Here is a 19,507-nt window from a genome sequence, read left to right on the forward strand (position 1 = left end):
GAGTCTTAGTGCTCGCGTGTTGCTCTAAATCGAACCTTGGGATGTCGCTCTTGGGCCAATGATAAATTAACGCGTGTTGGCGCTAAATAGGTTAAATGACCACCACCGTCAATGGCAATATTATCACTGGCTTTGTTACGAATTTCAGCAATGTATTTCTGATCTTCAGCATCAATCCAACGCGCAGTTTGCACACTTACCGGTTCGTAAATCGCTTCAACCTTGTATTCGTCCTTCAAGCGATAAGCAACCACCTCGAATTGAAGTACACCCACAGCACCAACCACGATGTCGTTATTGTTGATTGGAAAGAACACCTGCGTTGAGCCCTCTTCAGACAGTTGCTGCAAACCTTTTTGCAACGCCTTAGTTTTGAGAGGATCTTTCAACCGAATACGACGGAACAATTCCGGCGCAAAATGCGGAATACCCCGATATTTTAAGTCTTCACCCTGGGTGAAGGTATCGCCAATTTGAATAGTACCGTGGTTGTGTAAACCGATAATATCGCCCGAAACCGCCTCTTCTACCGCAGAACGATCACCGGCTAAAAACGTCACCGCATCGGCAATTTTAACGTCTTTACCGATTCGAACATGACGCATTTTCATGCCTTGGGTGTAGGCACCCGAGCAAATACGCATAAATGCAATACGGTCACGGTGTTTAGGGTCCATGTTTGCCTGAATTTTAAAAACAAATCCAGAAAACTTGTCTTCAAAAGGGTCAACCTCTCTCTGCTCGGTCTGACGCGCCAACGGTTTTGGCGCCCATTCAACAAAGCCATCGAGCATTTCGCGAACACCAAAGTTACCCAAAGCTGTACCGAAATACACCGGCGTCATTCTGCCGGCGAGATATTCATCAATGTCGAAACGGTGAGTTGCACCACGCACTAGCTCGATTTCTTCACGCGCATCATCGGCGTAAGGCCCCATGAGGGCATCAAACTCTTTCGAATCAATACCTTGGATTTGCAAATCGTCGTTGATAGTGTGGCCCATACCTGCCTGAAACACGTGAATGGTATCGGTATAGAGGTTATAAACTCCTTTAAACTGTTTACCCATTCCCAACGGCCAGTTGATAGGTGCAGCGGCAATCTTCAACACATTTTCTATTTCATCCAAAACATCAACCGGATCGCGAATGTCGCGGTCCATTTTGTTAATGAAAGAAAGAATTGGCGTATCACGCAGACGACACACTTCCATCAGTTTGATGGTTCGGTCTTCAACACCCTTGGCGCCGTCAATAACCATCAAAACCGAATCCACAGCCGTTAAGGTGCGATAGGTATCTTCCGAGAAATCTTCGTGTCCGGGTGTATCCAGTAGATTAACCGTGCGGCCTTTATACGGAAACTGCATTACCGACGAGGTCACCGAAATACCCCGTTCTTGTTCCATACTCATCCAGTCAGACTTGGCGTGAGGGCCTTTCTTACCCTTCACAGAACCGGCAAGCTGAATGGCATTTCCGAATAACAACAACTTTTCGGTAATGGTGGTTTTACCCGCATCCGGGTGAGAAATGATCGCAAACGTACGACGTTTATTGATCTCGGAAGTTAACTGACTGCCGGACATGCTAGAAGCCTTGAATGTTCGAAATAGATCGCAGACGCCGTTATTGGAACACCTGCGTAAAAAGCGCCGCATTATACCCAACAATAGCCAACACATGGTACTTATGGAATGCTAATTTGGCGGCTATGAAGTTGTTTTCAGTGATCGAAACCAGCGTAAGCTCCGATCAATACCAACAAATGATTCTAAAAAGTGATTCTATAAATTGTAGGAAACTCTGATTAACCTAGAGTTTCTCGCGACACAAGGATGTGTCGCCAATTTCAAGAACGGTAAGTGATTGAAATTGTGAAGAAATTGGAAATCACATTTTCAATTTCTGCCCTCTGATTAAATCAAGGATGAGTTAATCAGAGGTTCCTGTAGGTAATAAATTTGATAATAAGCTCGTGACTCACAAATAACCCCGACATGAACGTGGCAAAAATTCTTGATCAACATCAGTTTTATTTTCGCCAATCGCCTGCATACCTTCCACCGGTTCATCGTAACCACACAGCCATGCAATTGGGCTGGTAGGACTACCGATTACAACCGCCGGACGAAATGTAAGTGTTTTACCTTGCAAGGGTTGAGAGGCTTTGTTGCCCATGGTGACATGAACTGCACCATCTTCAACTGTGACGGATGTAACCCGATTACCGATTAAAAACTGTGGCTCTGGCACGCCAGAATCGGCATTATTTTTTGGAAATGCCAAAATATCTCTGTAGTACTCGGTAACATTGCCTCTGATCTCTGAGCCTAAACTGATTGCGTCAACCACCTCACTGCGATGAACGTACTTTTGATACGCGGGCAAAGATACAGATGCAAGAATCCCGATAATAGCCACCACAATCATCAATTCGATTAACGTAAAACCCTTGGCTTTTTTCATACCATTTCTCCCGCAGCAAATAGAGGCATATAGACGCTGTAAAGTAAAAAGAAAACACAAACCGTAATTACAACGCCCATAACGGTTGCAATGGCTTTTAACTGCAAATTGCAAGCAGCCACGAGCTTAGCCATTTCAAGATTGATCAACTCTTGCATTTCTGTGAGTAAATCCATTTTGCCAGAATACACGTTACCTAGATGCGACCCAAGCACGCCGCCACTGGAATTAAGCTCAACAGGAAATTGAATAATTTCAATTAAATTACGGTAAGGTTGCTTTATTTTTGCTGACAAAAGATATTTAAATACCATACCATCTTCGGTATATCTTTCGAATTTAAACAACTTATTAATTACAATAAATACAAATAAAACCAACAATAGTAGCATTATCAATAAAGCAGAAAGATTAGCGCTATAACTTAAAAATGATAAAATAAACTCCGGCGCTGAGGCCTCAAAAACTTCATAAGATTCTAAAAAAGTAGGTATAATTTTCGTTCGGTAGATACCTAATACCAAATAGAAAACAGCAATAACGACAACCAGATAAGCGAACACTCTTCTAAATCTACTCATTTGAACTTGAACATCATCCAACCGTAGATTTTTGTAGATCAGAACGGCCTTACGAGCTTGATCTTCGTCCTCAATGTTTATAACACCATTTAACAAGCGCCCAGCTAAGCTAGACAGCTTAACTGGCTCTCCGTATAAACTCCCCTCGGGCTCACTTTCAATACGCTCTAAACAAGCTTTTATCGACTCGTTCTCGTTGCACTCAGACAAGGCTTTTCTGCATATGTACCTAAATCGAGACCAGCTCATCAAATTCCATTCCTTAGCGTATTTACCATAAAAGAAAAACCCGAAAGTATTCTTATAAAGGCAAAATCTATAAGTTTACCTCTATTTTTTTATTTTCAATTAATCAACCACCAACAGGTGTTAGCTTTAACTAATATATCTCACCGCATTAAAGAATTTCTCTAACAAAAATCAGAAAGATACACAACTCTTCTTAAAAATTCAGATGAAGGTCAAGCTAAGCAGAGGAAGTGATAATTGAAAATTTATTTATTCTCGGCCTGCCACTCTTCAATAGCTTCTTTAGCCGAGCGAAAAGCTTCAATGCCCGATGGCATGCCGCAATACACAGCTGAGTGCAATAACACCTCTTGAATTTCTTCAACAGTACAGCCGTTTCGAAGAGCCCCGCGTACATGGCCTTTTAATTCGGTAGAAGCTTTTAAGGCCGCTAAGGTGGCAATAGTAATTAGGCTTCGAGTTTGCTTACTCAAACCATCACGCACCCAAACCTCACCCCAGGCATTAGCGGTTACCAACTCTTGCAAAGGTTTAGTGAATTCCGTGGCAGCATTTAATGCTTTATCAACATACGCATCGCCCATAACTTCACGTCGAACTTTCAAACCTTTTTGATATTTTTCATTTTCTACTGTCATTTACTCACCACCGTAATTTTAAAGATAACCGTTATGTAAATTCTACGTATTCCATTCAAAAAGAATCTTACTCATCTAGCATAATACTACAACTATGAATAAAGATTTAAATTACGCCGCTAGGCCATTAAAAAGATGGCAGATAGGATTATCAGAAAATGGGAACTTACGCAACACACATAAATTATAAAGTACTTATCTAACAATTAATCGCTTAATCGCGTTTTTTATTGCCAAAGACGCAAGGTTGAAACATATATTTCACGTCCAATTAAAAATATAATCTATTATCTATAGGAACCCTTGATTAATTCACCTATGATTTATTCAGAGTACAGAAATTTAAAATACGGCCTCCAATTTTTTAGCAATCTCAATTACTTCTTAACAATCTCAACTGCTTCTTAACAATCTCAATTACTTACAGCTCTTAACATTGGCGACACATCTTTGTGTCGCTGAAAACTCTAGGTTAATCAAAGTTTTCTATGGTTTCTACTAGCAATCTCTCTCGACTTAACCTCTCATACAAAAAAAAATTAAGTCTTTGTAGGTTCTTCAACTAACTGAGGTTGCAACTGCCGTTTAAATTAACAAAAAATATTATTCGTGGAATTGGTATTTTTTGACTTAGATAATTTTTATCAGCAAATTTAAAACACTGAATTTATGTTTTTATAAAGTATTCCGTATTGATTTTATTAACGAAGCGTATATCAGCAGCACTCAATATTACAGGTATTTTCTAATGCGATATTTTTCTGAATTTTTTAGATTCTAATTCTAATTTCTATTGGAATTTATCGGAGTTTGCAGACAGTAGATTTTGGTCAAAAATCGCCCCGCGCTGTATAACGGTCGTTTTGCAAGTCCTTTAACAGGTCAGCGTTTTTCTAACCTCACGCCAGATTTTATCCTGCTTTAGCCAACGGTTCCTGCTACAATAGAGCAACTTCAAGCTTATTATCTGGATTTATTTTGTCTACTCTTCAATTTTCTACGCTTAACTTAAAAGCAGCACTAAGTGACAACTTGGCGACACTTGGTTTTAAGCAAATGACGCCAATTCAAGCGCAAAGTTTGCCACTCATTATTGATGGTAAAGATGTGATTGCTCAGGCTAAAACAGGCTCGGGTAAAACTGCGGCGTTTGGTTTGGGTTTGTTAAATAAACTTAATGTTAAGAAGTTTCGCGTGCAATCGCTGGTGTTGTGTCCAACCAGAGAACTTGCCGATCAAGTGGCTAAAGATATCCGCGACCTAGCGCGCGGCATTCACAACATTAAGGTGCTTACCTTATGCGGTGGTATGCCCATGGGCCCGCAAATTAGCTCGCTGGAGCATGGAGCCCATATCATTGTGGGTACACCGGGGCGCATAGAAGACCACTTATCGAAAGAGCGATTGAATTTAGACGATTTAGAAACCCTAGTTTTGGATGAAGCCGATCGTATGCTCGAAATGGGCTTTCAGGATTCCTTAGATAAAATCTTTAGCTATTGCCCTGAGATACGACAAACCTTGCTGTTTAGCGCCACCTTTCCAGACCAGATTAACAGTATTACCGCTAAGATAATGAATGCTCCAGAATACGTAAAAGTGGAGTCTGTCACTGCTGAAAATACCATTAATCAGTCGTTTTATCGTGTTGAGAATAACGAACAACGCATCGACGCGCTGAGGCTTTTATTACTTGCAAACCAACCGGAATCTGCCATTGTTTTTTGCAACACCAAAAAAACCGTACAAGATGTTACTTCGCAGCTTAAACAATTTGGCTTTAGCGCCATTGCTCTGCACGGTGATTTAGAGCAACGCGATCGCAATGAAACCTTGGTGAAATTTGCGAACAAAAGTGCGCTTATATTAGTAGCAACCGATGTGGCCGCACGCGGCTTGGATATTAATGATTTAGAAGCCGTGTTTAATTACGATTTAACCCCATATGCCGAGGTTCACGTTCATCGCATTGGCCGAACAGGCCGTGCAGGTAACAAGGGTATGGCGTATTCCATTTATTGCGATAAAGATCTGGGCCGTATTGTTAATATTGAAGAATACCAAAAACAAGCCATTAAAATACTTGAATTACCCAATGTGAGCGTTCTTGAGCGCACACCTAAAACACCTAAGATGACAACCCTGCAAATCGACGGTGGTAAAAAACAAAAATTACGCCCAGGCGATATTGTTGGTGGTTTAACCGATGAAACGGGAATTAAAGGTGATCAAATCGGCAAAATTCAGGTATTTGATGTTAGAGCTTATGTTGCTGTTGAATCCAAGGTTGTAAAAGCTGCTCTTAAGAAAATTTCGAATGAAAAAATGAAAGGTAAAAACTTTCGAGTGCGCGCCATTTAATCGAAAGAAAACTCTGAATAACTCAGAGTTTTCTTTACCTTTAACCGAAGATCTAAATAATAATATCGAATTATTAAGAGTAAAAATTACAAACCTAGTATTTCAATAATTTCACGAGTATTTTCGATAACGCGTATAATTCTGCCGTCAACACTCACGGTAACAATGCCGTCTGAATCGCGACGAATAATTTCGCCATGGTGGTACACATCGTAGTCTAGAGTATCACCGACATGCAGTTTTTTTTGCCAACCGGGAGGTAATGGCTCTCCTCTGGCGACTTTTTTCTCAAGTCCGGGCGGTAGTTGTTCCGATTTATCGTTTTTAGCTGAAGATGACTCTGCATACGCAACACTCACAAGTGCAGTAATTAATGCAATTCTTGCCCTGTTCATGGTTATTAAACCCTCTTTTAAGCTTGATTTTATAAGTGCCAAGTATGTTGGCTTTTTTGTTTGATAAAAAAGCACTTTAGGAGTCGGTGATTAACTCATTCATGATTTAATCAGAGTTACCTATACACTTGTTGCTCACCTGTTACCTTGACAGCCATTCATTTTTTTAGTTTTGCAGCACATTAAACAAATATTTTGATAAGAATATTGAGCCGCTAAAAAAAAGATTGTACAGAGCGCACACCAATATCTAATTGATTGAAAATATTGTATTTTTTAGAAATTTAACAATAAGCCTTAACTAATATAGCGTTGTATTTAAAAAACTAAATTTTAATACGGAAACAATCTTTAGGGACCTCTGATTAACTTATCCCTGATTTAATCAGAGGACAGAAATTGACAATGCAGTTTCCAATTTCTTCACAACTTCAATCATTTACCGTTCTTGATATTAGCGACACAATCCTTCTGCGGCGGGAAACTTTAGGTTATTCAAAGTCCCCTTTAATATTAAAGATACTTCAAAACTTGCATTAAAAAGGGAACTTAGTTTTACCCGCGTTCCCTTCTTATGGCTTGTTGTTAACGATTTCTCACTAAATAGGAGAACCCGGCGGTAGTGGTTTTACCACAAATACGTACGGCCAAGTGCCCGTGTTGAAATAAACATCTAATTGATGTGCAAGGGTTTTAAGCGTTGGACTTTTATTCTGTTTAGCGGCCCATTTTTGTAAAGCCAACAACTGTGACTGAAGTTCCAATTTCACTTCAGGTGCAAGTTCGGGACTGCTTAGGGTAGACATCAACGCATTTATTACCAATGTATCAACTCGGCTTTTAACAATATCGTCACCACTAATCACCTTAGACTTTACGGTTTTATCCAACAGCTCTTCAACTAAACCAGCCACACTTAGTGTTTTTGAATCCACTGCATGTTGCTGAGCAAGCCGATTTAATCGCTCCGGAACTAACATTAATGACAAGGTAAAACCCGCTGATGATTCAGCGGCACTAATAGGATCAAAGGTGTAACCGGTTCGACCCTGAAAACTCTCACGATTTCTTGAATAGCCGATAGGTTTAGGCGTGATCAAATTTGATAGCGAAGAAGGAACCGATAAAAAATCACTCGACAAGGTTTGCAGCATTAATTCAAACGCTTTGTGCTGAGTGTGTGCGTCTACGGCAACAACACCTTTAGGCTCAGAATAATCACCTTTAGATTCGTACTCGTAATACACACCGCCAATCAGCTTGGCTGCCGCCTCTAACTGATAACGATGAAATAAATAAATCGGTACAAAGGATTCTTCGAGCGACGCAAGCACGACACCATTGGCAATGGAATTGATACCAAAATTATCTATGGCAAGCTCTCTAACCGCCATCACACGTGTTAACTCATCAAGCGCATTTGCACCGTTATCCCATAAATGACCTACGGCACTGGCGGCACTTGCAGGTCTGGCATCGGCATCAGAAATATATTTTAAACCCGCATTACGAGCCTGTTTTATAGAGGCATTTAAACCAGCTCTTTCTTCTAAGGGCGAGGCGAACTCTTGGTAACCGTAGGCAATAACGTAAGAGTCCCACTCACCAATGCCAACATCGTAAGCGTCGTCTAAATGAATTTCGCCATCGCGAATGGTCGCGTAAGGATGCGGGTAATCCATAACAGAAGCGCGATTGTTTTCACTGGCGGCAAAGTTATGGGCAATTCCTAGCGTATGACCCACCTCGTGGGCAGAAAGCTGACGAATACGTGCCAAGGCCATTTCTTTTTGCGCGGCGGTTGATGCATCTGGCGTTTTAAACGGGCTGGTTAGGCCGAGCGCAATTAAATAGTCTTGGCGAACTCGCAACGATCCTAAAGTGACGTGACCTTTTATGATTTCGCCGGTACGAGGATCAATCACCGAAGAGCCATAAGACCAACCGCGAGTAGCGCGGTGTACCCACTGAATTACGTTGTAGCGCACATCCATTGGGTCGGCATCTGCGGGCAAGTCTTTCACCTGAAATGCATTGCGATAACCAATTTGCTCAAAGGCTTGATTCCACCAGCTGGCACCTTCTTTTAAAGCATCTTTTACTGGCTTTGGTGTACCCGGATCCAAATAATACACAATAGGTTCAACCGGATCGCTGAGTTGCGCGGCCGGGTCTTGCTTTTTTAGCCGATGCCTTGGAATAAAACGCTGGGTCAGACTCTCTTCGATAGGTACTGCGTAATCTTCGTAACTCACACTCCAAAAACCGGAATATGGATGAAATTTGCGCGGTTGATAATCGCTATCAGGCAAGCGAATTAGCGAATGATGCAAGTGAACGCTAATGCTGGTTGGATCGGGTGTGACCTGCTGAACAAACTCACCGGCATCACTGCCTTGAAAAGTCACCAGAGACTCAAGCTCGGTATTATCCACAAAGGCTTTTGAGCGATGCGTAAAAACACCACTGCGACTGCTATCAGGCTTAAAATTACCTTGATTGGTTTGACTTAAACGAGCACTGATTTGATGAATATCCGATAATAGAAAATCGGTGTAATCAATTAATACATGATTACTGCTTTCGGCAACAATCGGTAAACCTGCGATCACAGAATCGGCAAAGGCTTCATCAATGCTGCGCACTTCAGCTGCGTTGCTGGAATTGGCTCTAAATTGTGTATTTAACTGCTTTAATAAAACTTGTTTGCCAAAGCGCTCAAATTGAACAATACGAGTTTCGCCTAATTGGCCGCGATCTAAACCAATATCGTTAGAACCTACACCTTGGGGCAAGCTGCTTTGAAATAAAAAAGGTTCCTCAAAAGTATTAACTTGTAAATAAACCTTGCCATCTTGCTTGTTATAGTAAAAATCAAAAAAGCCCGTAGCCTTTTCCATACTGGCTGTAAATTTGGCAATACTTTCTACCTGCGCAAACGCATTTACCGACGTAAACAGCAAAACTCCAACAATAATGTGACGTAGCATATTTCTCACACCAATCCCGTGTTAACAAAAAAAGTAAGTCGGCATTAACGTCGAATCACCCATGTAATAAACCTCTAGCGCACCAAAGGCACAAAGCTATAACAGCAACGACGAAATCAGAAGTAAAAACTTCAATGCGAAAAATCGTATTGATACAGTGAACAACTTTTAAAGACAAAATTTATTGGACACGCCAATTAGCTGAAAATAATTGCAACACAAAAAAATGTATGACCAACTTATAATGCAACAAATGGTTTAGCCTATGAATAAATTGGATGTCGAATTTTCGGTTATAGATTATTAGAAGCACTTATCCTCAAATATCGTTCATTTGTTAATTGTTAAGAATATATTTTTTATAATTGCACGGCTCAATATCTCAATCAAAAAGCTGATCGACAAACCATTAAAAATTCCCATCAGTATTTTTATTCCAAAGCAGCTCTATATTCAGTAAATTAAAGAACTATCGATAAAATACGCTTGTTATTTTTAAGATATTTACCATTAACCTTTTTCTTTATGCGTACAGACTCTTGGGGTTTATGGCGGTATTATAAGCCGATAAGTATTTGTAACTTCATTCACTAGAGCAAAATCTATGGAAAATCCATTACCTATTGCTGTACCCGAGTCTGAGCTGCAAGAACGTCGCGAGCGTGTGTTTTTGATTCTGGCGGGTGTGTTTATCTGCTCAATGACCATGTTGAATATCATTGGCAGTACTCGATTTATTGCTCTTGGCCCGTTAACGCTTACGGTGGGTGTTTTGCCCTACCCGCTCACGTTTTTGTGCACCGATTTAATATGCGAGCTGTACGGTAAAAAGCGCGCTAATTTTTTGGTTACGCTTGGTTTATGTTTGAATTTGTTTATTTTTGCGGTTATCTATCTCGCCCATTGGGCTCCGGGTGTTCCAGAGGCAGTAATGCCACCTTGGCAAAATATGGAAATCGTAGGTGAGATGACTTTACCTAATAATCATGTGGCTAGTGGTCATGTGGAGCTGTTTGATTTTATTTATGCGTTAACTTCGGGGGCTATTTTTGCCTCGATGCTGGCCTACACGGCTGCGCAATATATAGATGTGCGCTTATTCCATTTCTGGAAGACTGTTACCAAAGGCAAACATTTGTGGGTACGCAATAACTTTAGCACCATGATAAGCCAAGCCGTAGATTCTGTGGTTGTTATTGGTGTTGTATTCGCGCCTACGTATTTTGCAGGCGGAATTACCTTAGAACAGTGGGTAGGAATTATGATCAGCAGTTATTTATTCAAACTGGTTGCAGCGCTGTTGGACACCGGGCCATTTTATTTCTTAACCGCGAAATTGCGACGTTATCTAAAAATAACGGCCTAGTTATTGAGGCGGTTTTATTTTCGAAAATACGAAATTAAAACTTGCGAACTGCATTCTAAAGAAAACTCTGATTAAATCCTGGTGGAATAAATCGGAGTTTTCTAAATCTCTGTAAAAACAGCTCTCACTTATACGTCTGATGTTATCACTGTGTAGAGCATCTTTAGGGCAATGGAAATTAATAAAACCGCGAAGATTTTTCGAAGTACTGGTACAGGCAGTTTATGCGCAACCCTAACACCAATTGGCGCAGTTAATACGGTGCAACAGGAAATCACTAACACCGCTGGCCAGTAGATATAACCAATAATGTGTTGGGATAAATCGGTTTCGCCCCAACCATTTACCAAATAACCTATGGTACCTACTATTGCAATCGGTAGACCCATGGCCGCAGAAGTACCCACGGCGCGTTTTAGCTCAAAGCCACGCCACGATAAATACGGCACAGTTAACGATCCACCGCCAATAGAAACCAATGCCGATATTCCGCCGATGCCCGCGCCCGCGCCGACTAACTCGGAATGAGAAGAAGCTTTGCTACCGCTCAGTTTTAACGGTCGCCACATCTGAAAAGATACAAAAGTCATAAAGGCGGCAAAAAATCCTGCTAAATAAATCGATTTTAAGGCGGCCACTAAAAAGGTTGCCGCAAAGGTTCCAAATAATACGCCGATGGCCATGTAACGTACCGTTGGCCAGTCAACGGCGCCTCTGGCTTGATGAGCACGCATACTGGAAATTGAAGTGACTACGATCGCCGCCATGGATGTGCCCAGTGAGAGATGAACAATTTTTTCAGCCGGGAAATCGAGATAAAAAAATAAACTGCTTAATGTTGGTACCAAAATGCCACCGCCACCTACACCCAGCAAGCCAGCAACAAAACCTACAAAGGTCCCTAAAACTACCAGTATTAGAATTACGTCTACGGTCATGATCGTTTGGTCGTTGTAAAAAGTGGGCAATTCTACACCAAAACCGTGCGACCTTTACTAACCAAACCGAGCGATTTTTACCAATCAAACCGAACTATTCTTACTATCCAAACCTAACGATTTTTACTAACCAAACCTAACGATTTTTACCAACCAAACAAAGGTACACATTTCCAAGGTTAAATGAATCTCTTAAATACAACTGATGGTCTAAGGCGGTTTCTCTCTCTGTTATAGTTCAATCAAATGTCTAAGCTCAGCAATTATCGCCTTTGTCTTTTCATCATTTGGGTAATTTTGAGCAATTAAAACGTATAAAAAACTCTGATTAACCACGAGTTTCTAGCGATAAAAAGATGTGTCATCAACTGCAAGAGCTGCAAGTGATTGAGATTTTGAAAAAATTGAAAATCGCATGATCAAATTTCATCCTACGATTAAATCATGGATGAATTAATCAGAGGTTCCTATAGTCACGCCCGAGCGATACCAAGCCGAAAAGTTACCGGTAAACGATATCGCCTCAAAAACTGTGGATTTTGAACGCGCTTATTCAAAAAAATCGAGATAAACTGTACAAGCATCCAATGAACGCTTGTGCGTTCGGTCGGAGAACAGAAATGGAAAGCGCAATTTCAAGCCTCTTCTTAATTTCAAAGACTTATGGTTACTGAAGTTAGCGAGCCGTTCTTGCGCGCAGGAATATCTGCTGTGTAAGCATTATTACAAACAGTGGGGAAACATCTAGCGGGTACCATTCCTCCCGCTTAACGATAGGTAATGAGTGGTCTGTTAGGATAAATAATGAACGGTTTTTACAATACACCTCAATCAGAACTTCGCAATACATCGAGCAGAAAGAGCAAGTTTGCCGAATTTAAATACATTTCAGCTTGGTATATTTTCGGATTTAACCTCATCACGCTTGGCATTTATGTCATGTATTGGATGTACAGCCGAGCAAACCTTATTAACAGCATTCATCCCAAACAAATTAATCCGTCGGTAATTTCGGGCTACGTTGTTACTTATATTCTTTTAATTGTGCTGCCAATTGCGAGCATGATGGGTTTTCACTCTGAAGCCGTTGAAAAAACCAACCTAGTGCTAACGATAGCGAATTTTGTGTTGCACATGATACTGCTGTTTACAATTCGAGCGCGTTTATTAGAGTTCGCCGACGAGGAAGGCGCCAACGATTTTACTATTGATCCGGTGATTACTTTTTTTGGCGTTAACATCTATCTTCAGTATGTTATCAATAAGCGAATTAACCAGATTTTTCCGCCGTCACAATCAACGAACTAACCCCTTGTAATTTCAGCGTCTTGGTAACCCTGTAACCGCCAAGGCGCTGGCAGCTTAATAAGCGCTCTCAGCCAATCCTCCGTTTTTAATAATCCTTTAAACATTGTCGATGTGACCTAATCTTGTTGTTCTATGAGCATCACTGGGGGTTTTTCGTCTTCAGAAGTGAATCCCAGTAGCTTCAAATCTTGTCTAGTTAGACAAATCAGTCTAAAGTCGCGGGCTTTATCAATAGCCCATAAATTATCCGGATTTTGCTCAGCAAGAATCAGTATCGGCCATGACCACATCAGACCCAATCTCATCCCAGACTACAACATCAGCCAAAGTCGTCGTTATTGGCAGTACCAACTGGGACATTTGCTTATACCTCCCCCATTTACCCAAACCCGGTGAAACCGTAGGCTCAGGCCGACTTAAAACCAATCTTGGGGGTAAAGGTGCAAATCAAGCCATTGCCTGCTTAAAGTCAGGTGCAAGTACTTACTTTATAAGTTGTATTGGCAACGATAACACCGGCCAAGAAGTGCTCGAACAACTGCAAGGTTTAGGTCTAAATACCGAGAGAGTTTCGCAAGTTGCAGATACCACGGGTACGGCGTGTATTTTTATTGATGATAATGCCGAAAACTGCATTGGTTTAACACCTGGAGCGAACGATCACTTATCCACAGAGTTAGTAACCACCCACACCGAAATTATCAAAGACAGCGCGGCACTACTACTGCAACTAGAAACACCCATTGAGACAGTGGTATACGCGGCCCAACTGGCTAAATCATGTAATAAGCCAGTGATACTAAATCCCGCACCAGCCAGAGAACTGCCCGCCAACATCTTTCCTTATTTAAGCCTAATCACCCCCAACGAAAGTGAACTGAATTCCTTAACAGGACTGCCGGTTGAGTCTTTGGAAGAGATCACTCTCGCGGCCAAATCTTTGTTAGACAAAGGAGTGGCGCAAGTATTGGTAACGCTGGGAGAGGCCGGAGCCTTATTGGTGGATAAAAATCAGGTTAAGCAATATACCTCTTACCCCGTTAAAGCCCTAGATACCACCGCCGCCGGTGATACCTTCAACGGTTATTTGGCGTCGCAATTGGCGATCGATTGGGATTTTGATCGCGCTGTTCCACTTGCCTGCGCGGCAGCGGCGCTATCGGTAACGAAAGAAGGGGCTATTGCGTCGATTCCTGATCGCGAAACGGTGGAAGATTTTCTGGTGAGTCGTAAAAGTTGAGCAAAGATTAAAATTGGCGCAAAAATAATGGAGTCGCTCCGTGTTAGACTCCTGCCCAAAGTCCCAGAGTTTTCTGCTCAATGAATATGAGCCCTAGAATCAAGACAAACGGCAACATCAGAACGCCTCCGACTTGAACGCGTTGTGATGAAAAACAAGCTTCTACAATCAAAACAACAACAAAAGAAAGAGTATTCCCTATGCCCTTCAAAATGCATTTTTTACGGTTCGGATTCCTACTGCTACTGAGTCTTATCATCGCTGGTTGCGACTCAAAAAATACCTCCGAAACATCGGCAAACGATTCTGCTAAAGAAGACAAACCTGTACGTGTTGCGCTAGTCATGAAGTCTTTGGCTAACGAATTCTTTATTAATATGGCCAAGGGTGCCGAGCGCCACCAAGAAGAGCACGCCGACGAATATACCTTGATCGTTAACGGTATTCGTAATGAAAGTGACCTTGCTCAACAGGTTTCGTTAATTGAGCAAATGATGGCAACTCAAGTGGATGTTTTGGTTATCGCACCTGCCGACTCCAAAAGCATATTGCCTGTTGCCAAACGCGCCGCCGAGCAAGGTATTGTGGTTATCAACATTGATAACAAGTTCGACGTAGAACTTCTGGAAAAAATGAACGTGGCCATTCCGTTTGTTGGCCCAGATAATCTAGAAGGCGCTCGTTTAGTCGGCGAACGCCTAGCGCAAGAATTAACCGCTGGCGATAAGGTTGCCATTATTGGTGGTATTCCGGGTGCGTTTAACGCCCAGCAACGCCAAAAAGGCTTTGAAGAAGCTATGAATGCCGCGGGCATAGAGATTGTTACGGTTCAGTCTGCGGATTGGGAACAAGCCAAGGCTGCCACCATTGCCGCTGCGATCTTGTCTGAAAATCCAGACTTAAAAGCCATTTTAGCAGCAAACGACAGCATGGCTTTAGGTGCGGTTGCGGCAATTCGTCAGGCCGGTCGTGAGAGCGATGTGCTTGTGGTTGGCTTTGATAATATTTCTGCTGCGCAAGATATGGTGAAAAAAGGCGCTATGCTTGCTACGGCCGATCAATTTGGTGACAAGCTTGCGGTGTTTGGTATTGAGTACGCTCTTCAAATTCTTAAAACCGGCCAAGCAGAAGCCGATAAGAAGACCCCCATCGAGTTGATCACCGCAGAGTCTCTTAACCAATAGTTAATCCCATGACCGAATCCCTAAGCACGCCGGTAAATTCCGGCGATTTGCCTGTGTTACTGGACGTTAAAGCACTGGATAAAACCTTTGCGGTACCAGTATTAAAAAACCTCAGTTTTCAACTGCGCAAAGGCGAAATCCACGCCCTAATGGGCAGTAACGGCGCGGGCAAAAGTACCCTGTGTAATATCATTGCGGGTATTCATCAACCCACCGCCGGCGAAATGTATTTTCTTGGTGAAAAATACACACCAAACGATGTGAAAGCAGCAGAAGAAGCTGGTATTCGCATGGTTATGCAAGAGCTGAATTTATTCCCAACCTTAAGCATTGCCGAAAATCTTTGCTTTAAAAACCTGGGTAATAAATTTGGCATCATCGACAGTAAGCGCCTGCGTGAACGCGCTACTAAATTGTTGGATTTAGTCGGCCTCGATGATGTGACTCCAGAAACACCCATGGAAGACTTGGGTGTTGGCAAGCAGCAATTAATCGAAATCGCGTCGGTGATTTCTGAGCCCATTAAATTATTGATTGTGGACGAACCCACCGCGGCACTGACCGATCCGCAAATCGATTTGCTCTTCGAGCAATTGCGTAAATTGCGCGATCAAGGTGTGGGTATTATTTATATCTCCCACCGTATGGATGAAATTCAGCGCATTGCCGATCGCGTTTCGGTGCTGCGCGATGGCCAGCTGGTTGCGACTGAAGACATTAAAGACATCGATGTAGAAACCATCGTCAACCTAATGTCGGGCGATCTAGATTCTCACTCCATTTCTATTAAACCGGGAATTCGTCCGCCTAAATCGTGTGTTTTGCGGGTGCGCACCTTATCTAAGGTTGGTGCCTTCGAAGACATTAATTTGGATATTTATTCCGGCGAAGTGTTAGGCATTGGCGGTTTAATTGGTTCAGGCCGTACCGAATTATTACGAACACTGTTTGGTGCCGATGTCGCCGATGCAGGCTCATTACGTTTTGCCTCCGACGATTTTCTATTTCCACGCCTAATGCGCTCACCGGAAGAAGGTGTCGCCAACGGCATTGGTCTTGTGGTGGAAGATCGTAAGTCCCAGGGTTTATTGCTGCAAAAATCGTTACTCAGAAACATTTCGCTGTCGATCTTACCGCAGCTGACCAACAAATTTGCGGTGGTTGATAAACAGCGTGAACACGATATTGCCGTAGAAATTGCACAGCGCTTAGCCATCAAGTTCGATAATATTCGCGCCCCAATTGCGAGCTTAAGCGGTGGCAACCAACAAAAAGCGTTAATCGCTCGCTGGTTGCTGCGCGATCTACCGATTCTATTATTCGATGAGCCAAGCCGCGGAGTAGATGCAAGAGCCAAAACTCGTATTCACGAATTAATTCGCGAGCAGGCTCTAAAAGGCAAAGCGGTGATTGTGGTCTCTAGCGAAACCCAAGAACTGATGACGGTTTCTGATCGAATTATTGTTCTCTCAAACGGGAGAATGGCCGGAGAATTTGACCGTGCTAGCTTCTCTGAAGAGAAATTATTAGAGGCAAGTTTTAGGTTTTATAACAAATCCAGTCCTCAACACAAAACCAATGACGAAGAACAACAAGACGTTTCCCCAACTCATTAATCGTGAAAATACCTAGCCAAACAGGTTTATTGCTTAGGGAAGCTCAACAATAAATCTGTTACTAAAACCTTAAGCACACCAATACTATAAACACCAATACAATAAATTGCGGTACACACAATGCCAGGCTTAAAAAAACTACATCTACCATGGAATTCGCTCGGATTAATCGGCGTACTCATTGCGCTGATTTTATTTTTCAGCTTTATGAGCGACTACTTTTTCTCCACCGTTACCTTTCGAACCCTTGTTAACCAAATTCCTGCTCTTACCGTTATTTCCGTTGGTATGACCTACGTGTTATTAATCGGTGGTATCGACCTATCGGTGGGCTCGGTAATGGCGCTGTCTGCGGCGGTGGTTGGCGTTGCAATTGCCGATTTTCATCTGCCGGTACTTATAGCCATTTTCTGTGGTTTGGCAGTAGGTTTTATTTTTGGTGTTACCAGCGGTTTTGTAAGTTCACACTGGAAAATACCTTCCTTTGTGGTCACCTTGGGTATGCTCGAAATCGCTCGCGGCGGTTCTTATCTGGTAACACAATCGGAAACCAAATACATCGGCGATCCGGTAGCGTTTATTGGTGATCCTGTACCCGTTGTGGGAATTTCCGCGGCCTTAATTGCAGCGGTATCGGTAGTGATTGTTGCGCAATGGTTGTTGAGCAAAACCATATTTGGCCGTTACATGATTGCTATTGGTACCAACGAAGAAGCCGTTCGCCTGGCAGGTATTAATCCGGTGAGCTGGAAAATCGTGGTATTTGCCATCGCGGGTTTATTGGCAGGCTTGGGCGGCGTGTTCCAGTTAGGCTACTTACAATCCGCAGATCCAAACGCGGGCATTGGTTTAGAGTTATCGGCCATCGCTGCGGTTGTTATTGGCGGCACCAGTTTATCGGGGGGGCGCGGCTCTGTAGTGAACTCCTTTTTTGGTGTTTTAATCATCGCCGTAATGCAAACCGGCCTTGCGCAGCTGGGTGTTTCTGAATCGTCTAAACGGATTATTACCGGCTTAGTCATTATCGCCGCCGTATTATTTGATCAATACCGTGAGCCACTTGCTGCTCGTTTAAGCGGAAAAAACAAACGTATTCCTACCTTCGACGACAACTGATATGCACGGACCTAATCCGAACGATAAAGAACCCATGAAAGGATTTCCGCAAGTGGGTTTTTTAAAAAATCACATCACTCGCGACAATATAGTAGTTGGTGATTACACCTATTACGACGACCCAGATGGTGTTGAAAACTTCGAAAAAAACGTTCTTTATCATTTTCCATTTATTGGCGACACACTGATTATTGGTAAATTCTGCGCAATTGCCAAAGACGTAAAATTCATTATGAATGGCGCCAACCATCAAACATCAGGGTTTTCGACCTATCCGTTTTTTATCTTCGCAAACGGCTGGGAGAAGGTAATGCCGCAAGCAGGCGACCTACCTTACAAAGGTGATACCTGTGTCGGCAACGATGTTTGGATAGGTTACGACGCAACCATAATGCCCGGCGTTAAAATTGGCCATGGGGCCATTATTGCGTCGAAATCGGTGGTCACCAAAGACGTACCCGATTACGCCGTAGTAGGCGGCAACCCAGCGCAAATTATTAAATATCGATTTGACGAGAATACTATCGAGAAACTCTTGGAAATTGCTTGGTGGGATTGGAGTGCAGAGAAGATTACAAAAAGTCTATCTAAAATAGTTGATCGTAATATTAATAATTTAATTAATATTTAAAATTCTATGAAAATAGCTCTGAGCAATCCCAGAGCTATTTAATTTATTACTGTGGCTGAAAACAAATATCATCATGACCACTGCCAGCATAGTCCTGACAGGTTACAGAATAAGAATTTGCACTTACTGCGAACATTGAACCTAAAAAAGCTAAGAAAAATAAATTTTTGAATACTGACTTCATAATAACACCTCGTTTAACATCGAAATAATGAGGTTACAAATTAGCAACAAAAGAAAAATTATATAAGACAACTAAAAAATGAAGACAAACAACTAACTCATTACCATTTAAGAAAATCAGTAAAATTTAATCAGTCTCGATTACTATAGAAGTAGAAAATCTTACGCGGTTTCAGATAATAAGTGCAATTGGTAGTTGAGAGGCCAGCTGGTAGAGTCAGCACCTCTCCCGACCAAGAGAA

Annotated in this window: 15 protein-coding genes; 8 read left to right on the forward strand and 7 right to left on the reverse strand. The window is 42.1% G+C overall.

The genetic code is table 11. From position 1 onward, the window contains the following. Positions 1–5: 5 nt before the first annotated feature. The 4 genes from ACYQ28_RS14290 to pcaC all read right to left on the reverse strand — a co-directional run bounded on the left by ACYQ28_RS14290 (position 6) and on the right by pcaC (position 3,937). On the reverse strand, positions 6–1,589 hold the full coding sequence (locus tag ACYQ28_RS14290) for a peptide chain release factor 3 (RefSeq protein WP_460051019.1): 1,584 nt from the start codon (positions 1,587–1,589) through the stop codon (positions 6–8). A 394-nt stretch (positions 1,590–1,983) separates the two neighbouring features. Further along, on the reverse strand, positions 1,984–2,469 hold the full coding sequence (locus tag ACYQ28_RS14295; RefSeq protein WP_460051017.1) for a pilin: 486 nt from the start codon (positions 2,467–2,469) through the stop codon (positions 1,984–1,986). Then, on the reverse strand, positions 2,466–3,146 hold the full coding sequence (locus ACYQ28_RS14300; protein ID WP_460051015.1) for a hypothetical protein: 681 nt from the start codon (positions 3,144–3,146) through the stop codon (positions 2,466–2,468). Before ACYQ28_RS14300 ends, ACYQ28_RS14295 begins: the two co-directional genes overlap by 4 nt. A gap of 398 nt (positions 3,147–3,544) precedes the next feature. Then, positions 3,545–3,937 (reverse strand): 4-carboxymuconolactone decarboxylase, encoded by a 393-nt coding sequence (pcaC, locus tag ACYQ28_RS14305; protein WP_460051013.1) that lies wholly within the window; start codon positions 3,935–3,937, stop codon positions 3,545–3,547. A gap of 975 nt (positions 3,938–4,912) precedes the next feature. Between pcaC and dbpA the strand changes: the two genes are divergently transcribed. After that, on the forward strand, positions 4,913–6,298 hold the full coding sequence (gene dbpA / locus ACYQ28_RS14310; RefSeq protein WP_460051191.1) for an ATP-dependent RNA helicase DbpA: 1,386 nt from the start codon (positions 4,913–4,915) through the stop codon (positions 6,296–6,298). Positions 6,299–6,384: 86 nt separating this feature from the next. On the opposite strand, the gene ACYQ28_RS14315 is transcribed toward dbpA, so the two are convergent. Next, positions 6,385–6,693 carry a hypothetical protein gene (locus ACYQ28_RS14315; RefSeq protein ID WP_460051011.1) on the reverse strand — a complete coding sequence of 103 codons (309 nt, stop codon included), beginning with the start codon at positions 6,691–6,693 and terminating at the stop codon, positions 6,385–6,387. 599 nt (positions 6,694–7,292) lie between these two features. Beyond that, positions 7,293–9,683, reverse strand: a complete 2,391-nt coding sequence (locus ACYQ28_RS14320) for a zinc-dependent metalloprotease (protein ID WP_460051010.1) — start codon at positions 9,681–9,683, stop codon at positions 7,293–7,295. Positions 9,684–10,287: 604 nt separating this feature from the next. On the opposite strand from ACYQ28_RS14320, the gene ACYQ28_RS14325 reads away from it, so the two are divergent. Then, complete coding sequence (locus tag ACYQ28_RS14325) at positions 10,288–11,049, forward strand: queuosine precursor transporter (protein WP_460051008.1); 762 nt, start codon at positions 10,288–10,290, stop codon at positions 11,047–11,049. Positions 11,050–11,177: 128 nt separating this feature from the next. Here ACYQ28_RS14325 and ACYQ28_RS14330 read toward each other — a convergent pair whose 3' ends face one another. Next, on the reverse strand, positions 11,178–12,017 hold the full coding sequence (locus tag ACYQ28_RS14330) for a sulfite exporter TauE/SafE family protein (RefSeq protein ID WP_460051006.1): 840 nt from the start codon (positions 12,015–12,017) through the stop codon (positions 11,178–11,180). A gap of 774 nt (positions 12,018–12,791) precedes the next feature. Between ACYQ28_RS14330 and ACYQ28_RS14335 the strand changes: the two genes are divergently transcribed. The 6 genes from ACYQ28_RS14335 (at position 12,792) to ACYQ28_RS14360 (ending at position 19,082) form a co-directional block, all read left to right on the forward strand. Beyond that, entirely contained in the window at positions 12,792–13,295 is a 504-nt protein-coding gene (locus ACYQ28_RS14335; protein WP_460051004.1) for a DUF4234 domain-containing protein, read from the forward strand. A gap of 280 nt (positions 13,296–13,575) precedes the next feature. Next, positions 13,576–14,535, forward strand: coding sequence for a ribokinase (gene rbsK, locus ACYQ28_RS14340; protein ID WP_460051002.1), 960 nt, complete (start codon positions 13,576–13,578; stop codon positions 14,533–14,535). Between the two features lie 200 nt (positions 14,536–14,735). Continuing rightward, on the forward strand, positions 14,736–15,719 hold the full coding sequence (locus tag ACYQ28_RS14345; RefSeq protein WP_460051000.1) for a substrate-binding domain-containing protein: 984 nt from the start codon (positions 14,736–14,738) through the stop codon (positions 15,717–15,719). 8 nt (positions 15,720–15,727) lie between these two features. Beyond that, positions 15,728–17,335: a sugar ABC transporter ATP-binding protein gene (locus tag ACYQ28_RS14350; RefSeq protein ID WP_460050998.1), complete on the forward strand. Its 1,608-nt coding sequence runs from the start codon at positions 15,728–15,730 to the stop codon at positions 17,333–17,335. A 120-nt stretch (positions 17,336–17,455) separates the two neighbouring features. Further along, positions 17,456–18,451 carry an ABC transporter permease gene (locus ACYQ28_RS14355; RefSeq protein WP_460050996.1) on the forward strand — a complete coding sequence of 332 codons (996 nt, stop codon included), beginning with the start codon at positions 17,456–17,458 and terminating at the stop codon, positions 18,449–18,451. Between the two features lies 1 nt (position 18,452). After that, entirely contained in the window at positions 18,453–19,082 is a 630-nt protein-coding gene (locus ACYQ28_RS14360) for a Vat family streptogramin A O-acetyltransferase (RefSeq protein WP_460050994.1), read from the forward strand. Positions 19,083–19,507 lie beyond the last annotated feature (425 nt).

This window comes from Sessilibacter sp. MAH1 (assembly GCF_054658315.1).